13 protein-coding genes and 1 pseudogene are annotated in these 11,151 nt (G+C 37.9%); 11 read left to right on the top strand and 3 right to left on the bottom strand.

Annotation, left to right across the window (positions count from 1 at the left end):
* Positions 1–26: 26 nt before the first annotated feature.
* Positions 27–527 carry a 5'(3')-deoxyribonucleotidase gene (locus CA265_20965; protein ID ARS43079.1) on the bottom strand — a complete coding sequence of 167 codons (501 nt, stop codon included), beginning with the start codon at positions 525–527 and terminating at the stop codon, positions 27–29.
* A 165-nt stretch (positions 528–692) separates the two neighbouring features.
* Here CA265_20965 and CA265_20960 point away from each other — a divergent pair, with 165 nt between their 5' ends.
* From CA265_20960 to CA265_20910, 11 genes and pseudogenes are all read left to right on the top strand, one after another.
* The gene (locus CA265_20960; GenBank protein ID ARS41991.1) at positions 693–1,238 is read left to right on the top strand and encodes a 30S ribosomal protein S16; all 546 of its coding nucleotides are present in this window, start codon (positions 693–695) and stop codon (positions 1,236–1,238) included.
* Between the two features lie 119 nt (positions 1,239–1,357).
* A complete protein-coding gene (locus CA265_20955; protein ARS41990.1) occupies positions 1,358–1,885 on the top strand; it encodes a 16S rRNA processing protein RimM in 528 nt (175 codons plus the stop codon).
* A 46-nt stretch (positions 1,886–1,931) separates the two neighbouring features.
* The gene (locus CA265_20950; protein ARS41989.1) at positions 1,932–2,543 is read left to right on the top strand and encodes a hypothetical protein; all 612 of its coding nucleotides are present in this window, start codon (positions 1,932–1,934) and stop codon (positions 2,541–2,543) included.
* A 58-nt stretch (positions 2,544–2,601) separates the two neighbouring features.
* The gene (locus tag CA265_20945; GenBank protein ID ARS41988.1) at positions 2,602–3,276 is read left to right on the top strand and encodes a tRNA (guanosine(37)-N1)-methyltransferase TrmD; all 675 of its coding nucleotides are present in this window, start codon (positions 2,602–2,604) and stop codon (positions 3,274–3,276) included.
* Between the two features lie 62 nt (positions 3,277–3,338).
* The gene (locus CA265_20940) at positions 3,339–3,974 is read left to right on the top strand and encodes a hypothetical protein (GenBank protein ARS41987.1); all 636 of its coding nucleotides are present in this window, start codon (positions 3,339–3,341) and stop codon (positions 3,972–3,974) included.
* On the top strand, positions 3,952–5,733 hold the full coding sequence (locus tag CA265_20935) for a hypothetical protein (protein ARS41986.1): 1,782 nt from the start codon (positions 3,952–3,954) through the stop codon (positions 5,731–5,733). The genes CA265_20940 and CA265_20935 overlap by 23 nt, the downstream gene beginning before the upstream one ends.
* Positions 5,734–5,846: 113 nt before the next feature.
* The gene (locus CA265_20930) at positions 5,847–6,806 is read left to right on the top strand and encodes a hypothetical protein (protein ID ARS41985.1); all 960 of its coding nucleotides are present in this window, start codon (positions 5,847–5,849) and stop codon (positions 6,804–6,806) included.
* 29 nt (positions 6,807–6,835) lie between these two features.
* A complete protein-coding gene (locus tag CA265_20925) occupies positions 6,836–7,318 on the top strand; it encodes a hypothetical protein (protein ID ARS41984.1) in 483 nt (160 codons plus the stop codon).
* A 9-nt stretch (positions 7,319–7,327) separates the two neighbouring features.
* Positions 7,328–7,817 (top strand): annotated as a pseudogene (locus tag CA265_20920) (hypothetical protein).
* A gap of 231 nt (positions 7,818–8,048) precedes the next feature.
* Positions 8,049–8,396 carry a 50S ribosomal protein L19 gene (locus CA265_20915; protein ARS41983.1) on the top strand — a complete coding sequence of 116 codons (348 nt, stop codon included), beginning with the start codon at positions 8,049–8,051 and terminating at the stop codon, positions 8,394–8,396.
* Positions 8,397–8,466: 70 nt separating this feature from the next.
* Positions 8,467–9,642 (top strand): mechanosensitive ion channel protein MscS, encoded by a 1,176-nt coding sequence (locus CA265_20910; protein ID ARS41982.1) that lies wholly within the window; start codon positions 8,467–8,469, stop codon positions 9,640–9,642.
* 179 nt (positions 9,643–9,821) lie between these two features.
* Here CA265_20910 and CA265_20905 read toward each other — a convergent pair whose 3' ends face one another.
* Together CA265_20905 and CA265_20900 are read right to left on the bottom strand one after the other, a co-directional pair.
* Positions 9,822–10,481, bottom strand: coding sequence for a phosphatidylserine decarboxylase (locus tag CA265_20905; GenBank protein ID ARS41981.1), 660 nt, complete (start codon positions 10,479–10,481; stop codon positions 9,822–9,824).
* A 55-nt stretch (positions 10,482–10,536) separates the two neighbouring features.
* Positions 10,537–11,079, bottom strand: coding sequence for a hypoxanthine phosphoribosyltransferase (locus CA265_20900; GenBank protein ID ARS41980.1), 543 nt, complete (start codon positions 11,077–11,079; stop codon positions 10,537–10,539).
* Positions 11,080–11,151 lie beyond the last annotated feature (72 nt).

Genomic DNA, 11,151 nt, shown 5'->3' with positions numbered 1-11,151 from the left:
CTTAAGTCGACCCCTATGAATTAATATTACAATAACAATCCAGCAACCTCCTCCCAGGTATTAACGCGCTCGTATTCGGTTACCAGTAAATTATGCGGAGAGGTAAACAATAATGGCCTGCCGGCAAAATTCACAAAGTTTTTAGTGCGGTCGTCGATAATAATGTCAACATTCACAATTTTATTTCCGCAGAACATGATGTGTTGCCAATCGATGAAAGGAAAATGTTCGGCCATCCAGTCGTATTTATCAAGCAATGAATTACGGAACTCCATCGCTGCAGAAACAATGTAAACATCATATTTCTCTTGTAGCGCCTTAATTACCCGCTGGCTATCGGCAATAACTTCAAGATCGCGGAAAAAGCCAGGTTCATTTATATATTCGAACCATTTCTGGTTCACATCCTGCGGAACATGGTGGTAGATTTCGTTTCCGGCATCAATTTTTAAATCTAAGGGAACATTAAAATCCCGGTTGTATAGTTTAATAAATTTTCCAAGGGGATCGGCAATCACCTCGTCCATATCAATCGCAATTCTTTCCATTTTGTATCTGCAAATATTTTGGCGCAAATATCCTGAAAACAAAGAAATTAAACTATGTTTTTAATTTACAGTATTTTAGTTATCTTTGCAGCCCCGCAGCATGAAGCTCCGGGAACTATGTTGAATACATAAATACAAAAAGAAATGGCAACTAAAATCAGATTGCAAAGATTCGGTAAAAAAGGAAAACCTTTTTTCCACGTTGTGGTAGCAGATTCTCGCTCTCCACGTGATGGTAAATTTATTGAGCGTTTAGGTTCTTATAACCCAAACACCAATCCTGCTACCATCGAAATTAACTTCGAAAAAACTTTAGCTTGGGTAAACAGTGGTGCACAACCAACTGATACCGCTCGTGCTATCCTTTCTTACAAAGGTGTTTTATACAAAAAACACTTAGAAGGTGGTGTTAAAAAAGGAGCTTTAACTCAAGAACAGGCAGATGAGAAATTTGCTGCTTGGTTAGATGCTAAGGCTGGTAAAATCTCTGGTAAAACAGAAGGTTTAGCTACTTCTAAAGCAGATGCGCGTAAAGCAGCATTAGCAGCAGAAGCTAAGAAAAAAGAAGATAAAGCAGCAGCTATCGCAGCTAAAAATGCACCAGTTGCAGAAGAAGTTGTTGAAGAAGAAGTTACTGAAGAAGCACCAGCTGTTGAAGCTGAAGCAACTGAAGAAGAAGGAGCAGAATAATTTTAATTATTTTGTCTCACAAAATAGCGTTCCGGATATTCGGAACGCTATTTTTTTAATACCCCCTGCCCCTAAAGGGGGGTGTTAAAAAGTCCCCTTTAGGGGATTTAGGGGTAGTTATGAAACACGAAGAAGCATTTTATATAGGTTACGTTACCAAAACAAGGGGTTTAAAGGGAGAAGTTCAGGTATTTTTCGAATTTGATGAATACGAACAACTCGAATTTGATGTGGTATTTGCCGATATGAATGGTAAGCTTGTTCCCTATTTCGTGGCTTCGGCAAAACTACAAGCCAATAAAACGGGCTATTTCAACTTTGATGATGCTGACCATATCGATAAGGTACAGCCGCTATTAAAAAAGAAATTATACCTGCCCCTGGCGCAAATGCCCGAGCGCGAAGAAGGAGAATTTTTCTATACCGACTTTAAAGGATATTTAGCCATTGATGAAACTTTGGGCGAACTGGGCGAAATTGTGGAGGTGAACGAATATCCGCAACAATTTGTGGCTACCGTGATGTATAAAGAAACCGAAATCCTGTTCCCGCTAAACGAAGATTTCATTGTAGAATACGATGAGGATGAAAAAACACTAACCCTCGATTTACCAGAAGGTTTGCTGGATGTTTACTTAATGCAATAGTAAATTTAACAAGAAACTTTTTTTGTGGTTTTTCGTTCTATCTGTTATGAGGTATTTACTGATCATCGCAGTGTTTCTTTTTTTCGCCTGTAATCAAACAAAACAAAATGATCAGGCCGGAAATAAAACGACTTTAAATAAGGCACGAAAGATCACCCAAAAAGATTCGATTCAAAAAGTGGCTTCCATAGTGTTAAGCGCTCTAAAAGCAAAAGATTACAGCCGTTTCGCATCGTGTTTCCATCCTGTTGAAGGCGTACGCTTTTCGCCATACGGTTTTATAGATTTTACGCATAAACAAATCCTGGCCAAAGATTTTTTGGAGGCCATTGATAAACATTGGATATTAACCTGGGGACATTACGATGGATCAGGAGAAGCAATTAAGCTGCGGGTTAAGCCTTATATCGACCGTTATATTTACAATGCCGATTATTTAGCTGCCGAGAAAAAAGACTACGATGCTTTTATTGGTAATGGCAATTCGATCAATAACCTCAAAGAAATTTATCCTCAACTTCACTTTACCGAATATTATTTCAGTGGTTTCGATCAAAAATACAATGGTTTAGACTGGAGCAGTTTGAGGCTTGTTTTTAAAAAATATGAGAATGGTTATTACTTAGTTGCTGTAATACACGATCAGTGGACAACTTAGTAATCGCAAAATTTTACTTCGGACTAAAGACTTCAGACTAAAGACTTACCTTTGCACCATGCGTTTCGATATTATCACAGTTTTGCCCGCTTTATTAGAAAGTCCGTTTGCTCATTCTATTTTGCAACGTGCGCAAAAAAAAGGCATAGCCGAAATTGTTGTTCATAACCTGAGGGATTATGCCACCAACAAACAAAAAAGTGTAGACGATTACCAATATGGCGGCGGTAGCGGTATGGTGATGAGTATTGAGCCATTTGCGGCCTGTATTGAAAAACTGCAGGCGGAAAGAGCATACGATGAAATTATTTTCATGAGCCCGGATGGTGTTACTTTAAACCAGAGCACAGCCAACGAACTTTCCATTAAAAAAAACATCATTATTTTGTGCGGCCACTATAAGGGCATAGATCAGCGTATACGGGATATCTTTGTAACGAGGGAGATATCGGTTGGGGATTATGTTTTGAGTGGCGGAGAGCTGCCTGCTGCAATTGTGGTAGATGCTGTTGTGCGTTTAATCCCAGGGGTTTTAAATGATGAAACTTCTGCCCTATCTGATAGTTTTCAGGGAGAACTGCTTGATGCACCGGTTTATACCCGTCCGGCAGACTGGCGTGGGCATAAAGTGCCTGATGTTTTATTAAGCGGCCACGAGGCTAAAGTGAATGAATGGAGACACGAACAGGCCCTGGAGCGAACTAAAACGCGCCGTCCTGATCTTTTAGAGTAAATTTCCTTGTAAATAATAAAGGTAAATTCTATTTTAGGAGAAAAGCTTCTAGTCCCGATCATATGCCCAAACAGATTGTTATTTGTGATGACCATTTACTTTTTTTAAATGGCATTTCCGAATTGCTTAAAAATACGGGGAATAACTACGACATTTTTAAATTTAGTGATGCGCATTCTTGCAGAAACCATTTAATGCAAAACCATGCTGATGTGTTCATCTGTGATCTAAATATTAACCACTTTGATGGGTTTGTATTGATTGAAGAACTCAAACTTCAGCTGAAAAACACCAAAATAATTGTACTCACTGCTTATTACGAGGATTTTCTGATTCAAAAGGCAAAGAAATTGGGTGTAAATGCTTTCCTGAAAAAAGAAACACCTGCCGAGGAGCTGATCAGTATTATCGAATCAAACAAAAACAGGGAGTTTTATACCAATAAGATTTATAAAAAAGGCGAGAGTGTATACAGTGCCATTGATGGTTCAATCGTTAATAAATTCCGGATATCTAAACAGGAGAAAGAGATTATTAAGTTAATCATCAAAGGATTAACCAGTAAGGAAATTGCTGAAGTACTGTTTATCAGCATCACCACCGTAACTACCCATCGGAAGAATATCCACCGGAAGCTGGAAATTAATAACAGTAGTTCGCTCATTAAATTTGCTCATGAGAATAATCTACTTGATTAGCTTTCTGCTATTCCCGCTATTCTCCCGGGCACAAACCACAAGCAAATCAGTATCGGTAGTTTCCAGCTATGCCGTAGACCAAAACTCATCGTGGACGATCGACCTTCTTCAGCAACAAAAATTTCATGCATTTAAGCAAAACGACAAAATTAACATCGGCTACAACAGAGATGCAGCGGTATGGTGCAGGTTCATTGTAAAAAATGTAAACACTTCACAAAGCACAAAAACATGGCTATGTTTTAACAATAACCATATCGATAGCCTGAGCCTTTATGATGGTAAAGTAATTAAAACCATTGGTGATAGGACGGTTGGCAAAAGCCCTTTTATCGAAACCCTGGCATTCGAGCTTAATCTGCAGCCAAACGAAGAAAGGTTAGTCTGGGTTAGGGTTAAAAAAGTGACCTCCTATTTAGATTTTTCCTACAGCCTTGAAAATCAGGATTACCTTGAAGCTAAGTCATCAAGAAAAACAGCGCTGACTTCCTTTTTTATTGGCATCGTCTTTTTGCTGCTCATGATCAATGCAATATTATTTTTGATGACGAAGGACAGGCTGTATGTTTATTACATTGGCTATTCCATATTAACTGCATTTTACACGGCAATTACAACCAACTTTGCCAAGCATGTTTTATTTCCGGAGTTTAGGTTTTTTAGCGAGGGCCGGGTTTACACCGGGGCACTTTGGTACATTGCCCTGAGTATTTTCCTTGGACATTTTTTAAAGCTCAAAGAAAATCAGCCCGTTAAGCATAAATTAATTATAGCACTCGGAGGCATAAACTTTTTGCTGATTTTAATTTCGGTTTCGTTATTGGTGCTTTATAAAGATGTTGAGTTCCGTTACTTTTTTGTGCTGGGCTACATCATATTCCTGGCTTCAATATTCATACTTTTCTGGTCGGCAGTGGCACACCTAAAAATAGAAAAAACCCAGGCCGTTTACGCGCTTCTTGCCTTTGTTCCGCAACTTGTTTGGGGCGCATGTTTAATTTTAAAAACATTTGAAATTATTCCACAATCACTGGGCGATAACTGGATGTTATTTATCAGTCTCTATGAGGTATTTTTATTCGGATACATTTTATCGAGAAATTATATCGATATTTTTTTGAAGAACAACGAGCTGATGCAGGAGGTTATATTCGAAAAGGAAAGCTCATTAAGGGCCATTAGTGAAGTTCAGCTCCGTGAGCGGAGAAATATCGCCAATATCATTCACGACAATGTAGGGAGTAAGATCGCGCACATTATCCACCTCTTCGACATGAGAAATGTTGGACTTGCCAAACAAACCATAAATGAACTGGCTGAAGACATCAGAGAGATATCTCATAAAATACTGCCAAAAGCACTTGATGAAGGGGCATTGGTGTCAAGTCTGCAAAGCCAGATTTCAAGTTTAAATGCGGGTTTAACAGATGCAAAAATTGAGCTTTTTTGTTATGATTTTCCTGATAAAATTGATGAAAAATGGATTTATGATGTATACCTTATCACCCTGGAGGTAATAAACAATGCCATTAAACATGGTAATGCGGAGTTAATTACCATCGAGCTTTATAAATATCCCAAAAACTACCATTTTCAATTTACCGATGATGGGCTCGGCTTCGATCTGCAGAAAACAAGTAAAGGTTTTGGCCTCGAAAACATCGAAAAGCGGGTGAATTATTACAAGGGTAATTTCGAAATCAGTAGCGTTAAAAACGAAGGCACGATTATTCAGATCAATATCCCATCCCATCGCTAAACTTTAGCCGTTTCAGTAAATTCTGTATCTGTAAATATACCCTTTACTGGGTATTCCTGCCGGCGTATCTTTCATATACTTTAGCTTAACAAATTAATCCATCCTCTAAATTAATGAAAATGAGACAATTAATCGCTACAGCATTGCTGTGTACACTGGGTATTACAGGTTATGCACAAAATTTAAAATCCAAACGAAACGATAAAGGCAAATACGGATTTATAGACAGAACCGGAAAGGAAGTTGTTCCTTTTACTTACGATGAGGTTGGCTATAGTTTTAAAGAAGGCATAATAAACGTTAAACTGAATGGAAAACATGGTTTCATCGATGAAAGCGGAAAAGTAGTTATCCCATTAATATATGAGGATAGCCGAAGTTTCGAGGAAGGTTTGATTGCTGTTAAACAAAATGGAAAATTTGGTTTTATCGATAAAACAGGTAAAGTAATCATTCCTTTTAAATACGATAACGCTACTTATTTTAAAGAAGGTTTTGGTAAGGTTGAACTAAATGGGAAAGAAGGTTATATCGATAAAACAGGTAAAGAAATCACAGCCATAAAATACGATGTTGCCTTTGATTTTTATGGAGGATTTGCCTGGGTAAGATTAAACGATAAATATGGTTTTGTTGACCCGGCAGGCAAGGAAATTACAGCCCTAAAGTATGAGGGCGTAAATTCTTTTAAAGATGGTTTTGCGGGTGTTAAGCTAAAAGACAAATGGGCTTTTATAGATAAAACAGGTAAAGAAATTACCAAATTTAAATACGACTATGTTAAAGATTTTTCGGACGGGGTTGCGCCGGTTGAACGGAATAAAGTTTATGGCGCCATTGACAAAAACGGGAATGAAATTATTCCTTTTAAATACAGGTTTATCAGCGACTTTGAGGGGGGCTTAGCCAAAGCCGGGCTTAATGGAAAAGAAGGTTTTATCAGTAAAACAGGCGAAGAAGTGATTCCAATAAAGTATGATGCGGTTGGTGAATTTAAAAATGGGGCAGCCATTTTTAGGTTAAATGGCAGATGGGGCTCGATGGATAAAACAGGAAAAGAAATTACACAATAACGCTTTATTTCACTAAAAATAAAATAGATATGAAAAATATAATATTGCTATTGTTTTTATTTCAGGGAACCGTAGCCTTTAGTCAGATAAAATTTGAGAATAAAAAGCTGGCCCTCATTTACGATGTGTATTACAAAACGACAAGGGGAAACGTCGACTCGTTTATGAAGGATAAAGGGTTTAAAAAGGGAGAGGTAGACAAAGGTTATGATGATGACACCAATGAAATATTTACCTTTAGTTCGCAGTTCGATTTGGTTGGTGTGAATTACAACAAACAAAATAAAACCACAGGAGTAAGTTGCATTTATGCTGGCGCACCAAATAATGTTTTTATCGAGATGGAGCTAAAAGATAAAGGATACAAAGCTAAAGTGATTAAAGAAGATGTTGACGGGGAAACAATAACCACGAGTGTATGGAGCATAAAGGGATCTAAACTTAATTTTGTAACCTCGGCTAATGAAAAAGATAAATCGGGTACCGTAGGCTACGGCGTCTATGAAGAATAAGGCTAAGTAATGAAACTCAAAGGAGCGGAAAAACAGTTCTGGTGGCATTTTGGGCAAATTACCGAAGCGAAAAAACATTCCTGCTGAGCTGCCTGGTTTTACCAGCATCGATTCGTTGGTTGATGATGAGTATTTGGCCATGCTTTTTGCAAAAGTTTCGGTTATGGGGAGCGTTTATCTGAAAGAAACGAGGGTAACCGATGAGGGCGTGAAATTGATCAGCACGGTTAAGCAGCTTAAGCATTTAACGCTCATGAAACATGAAAATATTACTAAAGCGTGCCTGCCCTATCTGAACAAACTAACCGATTTGGAATACCTTGATATCTGGAGAACTAAAATCAGGTTAGAAGATATATGGGTTTTAAAAGATTTAAAAAACCTTAAAGAACTGCATATATCCCCTCACGATGAAGGAGTAGAAGAAAGCCGGGATACTATTTTGGAAAAAATTATTAAAGCAGAAGAAACATTGCCCAACTGTGCCATACACACATAAACGAGCAGTGGGTAAATAATTTAGCGCAGAATATTATTGGCTAAATTTCGCAATAAGCTGGCGAATAAGTGCCCTGCTGACCTTTTGGAATAGAAGCATTTAACACAATCGAATGTGGAATTCATAAAGATTGTGGAAAAAATTAAAATAGGTTTTTTTATATGAAAAAAAATCCCTAATATTGCAATCCGATTTTCAAGGTAAAGAAAGTTGGTTTAATAGCTTAAAATCATGGATTTAGTAAAATTTGTTGAAGAGCAGGCCATCGCGAAAAAAGATTTTCCTGCGTTCAAGTCTGGCGATACAGTGAGCGTACACTATAAAATTCGCGAAGGTAATAAAGAACGTGTTCAAATTTACCAAGGTGTTGTAATACAACGTAACAGTGCAGGTGCTAATGAAACCTTCACCGTTCGTAAAATGAGCAACGGCGTTGGTGTTGAGCGTATTTTCCCTTTTAGTTCTCCAAACATTGAGAAAGTAGAAGTGAATAGCTATGGTAAAGTTCGTAGAGCGAAATTGTTCTATTTACGTGCTTTAACTGGTAAAGCTGCTCGTATCAAATCTTTGAGAAAATAATACTCTTTATTATAAGATATAGCCTTCACGATTAATTTCGTGGAGGTTTTTTTGTTTGTACCTTTGTTAAATGTTAGATTCTGCTTTTTTCGACCAAGTTTTTTGGGGTAACACCGTAAAAGCCTATTTCCTTTTCGGAGGGATACTTTTTTTAGGCTTAGTTTTCAAAAATATTGTTTCTAAGCTGTTAAGCAGGTTGCTGTTTAAGCTTTTTAAAAACTTTTCCAATCAATCGCATAACGATGCTTTCGTTGCCTTACTGGTAAAACCTATTGAGGTTTTTATTCTGTTAACTACACTTTATCTTTCCATCAACCAGTTAAAACATCCCTTAGAGGTAGCTGTATTCCATTATAGCAAATTAATTGGTAAGGTTAAAGAATTAATACCCGTAACCATTGGAGATTGTGTCGACCGGATATTTTTGTTTGGGATCATCCTGTCTGTTTTTTGGATTATTTTAAGGATAATCGACTTCATTAGTCACGTTTTGTTATATAAAGCTTCGCTTACCGATAATAAGGCCGACGATCAATTGGTTCCCTTTTTAAAGGAACTGTTTAAAACAATCGTAATCTTTATCGGTTTTTTCACCCTTCTGGGTTTTGTTTTCGAGGTTAATGTATTGACGCTGATTACCGGATTGGGTATTGGTGGTATTGCCATTGCTTTGGCCGCTAAAGAGAGTTTAGAGAACTTAATAGGTTCGTTCACCATCTTTTTAGATAAACCATTTACCGTTGGCGACCTGGTAAAGGTTGACGGTGTGGAAGGCACGGTTGAAAAGGTTGGTTTCAGGAGTACAAGGATCAGAACTTCCGAAAAAACCATGGCTACGATCCCCAATAGAGGGATGATTGATGGTGTTTTAGAAAATCTTTCACTAAGAAACTCGCGGAAAGTATCTTTTATTATCGGTCTTACCTACGAAACCAATTCAGCTTCACTCAGAAAAATCATTAGCGAAATAGAAAGTTACATCAACAGTCATCAGGGTACCAGTGATGATGGCAATGCTTCATTTAAAAGCTTTGGCGACTCTGGTTTGAATGTAGAAGTTAACTATTTTGTAACAGTGTTGGAATATGCCGAATTCCTTAAAATCAGGCAGGAAATCAATCTGGAAATTATGGATATCGTTATCCGGAATAAATCAGATTTCGCCTACCCTACTCAGCGTTTAATTAGCGATAGACCAGCTCCTGCAGGCACGAACGAAGAGGTGGGTAATGATGCTACTGATTAAAATCTATCAGGTCTGATCCCGTGGTCTGTTCCTCCACAGACCACCGCTTTAATTAATGAAAGTGCTATAAGTATGGCCATGTTGGGCTAATAAAGAAATTACTTTTTTGGAAAGCAAGGTAAAAACAAAAAAGCCGATTTAGCATTCACTAAACCGGCTTTTTTTAAAATATTGTATCCTTAACTTAAAGTCGCCAGGGTAGTGATACCACCCTTTACAACCTGGTTAAGTTCTACGTTCACTTTTGTGCCTACAGGCAAAAATACATCAACCCTCGATCCGAATTTAATGAAACCGAATTGTTCAGCTTGTACCACCTGATCTCCTTCTTTTACATACCATACAATTCTACGGGCAAGAGCGCCGGCAATTTGACGGAACAATACAGGCGTACCATTTTTATGTTCTACGACAGTTGTCGTGCGTTCGTTCTCCGTTGAGGATTTTGGATTCCATGCAGCCAGATATTTTCCCGGGTGATATTTGAAGAACTTCACCACACCCGAAATCGGATTACGGTTAATGTGAACATTTATTGGCGACATAAAAATCGAAACCTGTAAACGTTTATCTTTAAAATATTCACCTTCTTCTGTTTCTTCTATTACGACAACTTTACCATCTGCCGGGCAGATCACCAGGTTTTCGCCTGAAGAAAAGCTGCGGCTCGGGTTGCGGAAAAACTGCAACACAATAATAAATAATGCAGCTGAAAAAATGTAAATGAACCAGCGTAACCAGGTGATGTCGTGATATTTATAATCGACTACCGCGTTGATTACGAAGATAAACAAGATGCTTAAGGCAATGGTGGTGTAGCCTTCTTTATGTATGGTCATTGTTTTAGAAATTATTGGGCAAAGGTGCGAAAAATAAATTAATCCAATCTAAAAATTATGCGCCCGTTGCTCTGTAAATATCTGTCAGGTTTCTACCCAGGCCATTATAATCCAGTCCGTAGCCCACTACAAACTCGTTAGGTATTTCAAAACCAACGTATTCCAGTTCTTCAATTTCATATTTTAAAGCACTTGGCTTAAGTAAAAGCGAAGCTACTTTAACCGAAGCCGGATTTTTTTCTTTTATCGTTTTTAAAATATGCGTTAAGGTTAGGCCTGTATCAACAATATCTTCCACTATGATAATATCTCTGTCTTCAATGTTATCTGGCAGTCCGATTAATTCTTTTACATTTCCCGAGCTCGCTGTTCCTTCGTAGGAAGCCACACGCATAAAAGCAACTTCGCAGGGCACATCAATTTCTTTGATCAGGTCGGCCATAAACAGGAAACTGCCATTTAGCACACCAATAAACAAGGGGCATTTGCCCTCGTAGTCAACGTTCATCTGGATGCCCAGCAAACGGATCCTTTTGTTTAAGGTGTCATTCTCTAAAAATATCTCGAACTCTTTATCCTCTACTTTTATTTTGTGCATTTGTGATGTAAGGTTATTGTTAATTGTCTTATTGTTGAATTGCTGAGATCAACTTGATTTGGTTAATTGTTT

It is taken from the genome of Sphingobacteriaceae bacterium GW460-11-11-14-LB5, assembly GCA_002151545.1.
In the GTDB taxonomy this organism is placed as follows: Bacteria; Bacteroidota; Bacteroidia; order Sphingobacteriales; family Sphingobacteriaceae; genus Pedobacter.
Note: the sequence above shows the minus strand (reverse complement) of the source record. Positions and strands in the feature narration are given on the sequence as shown.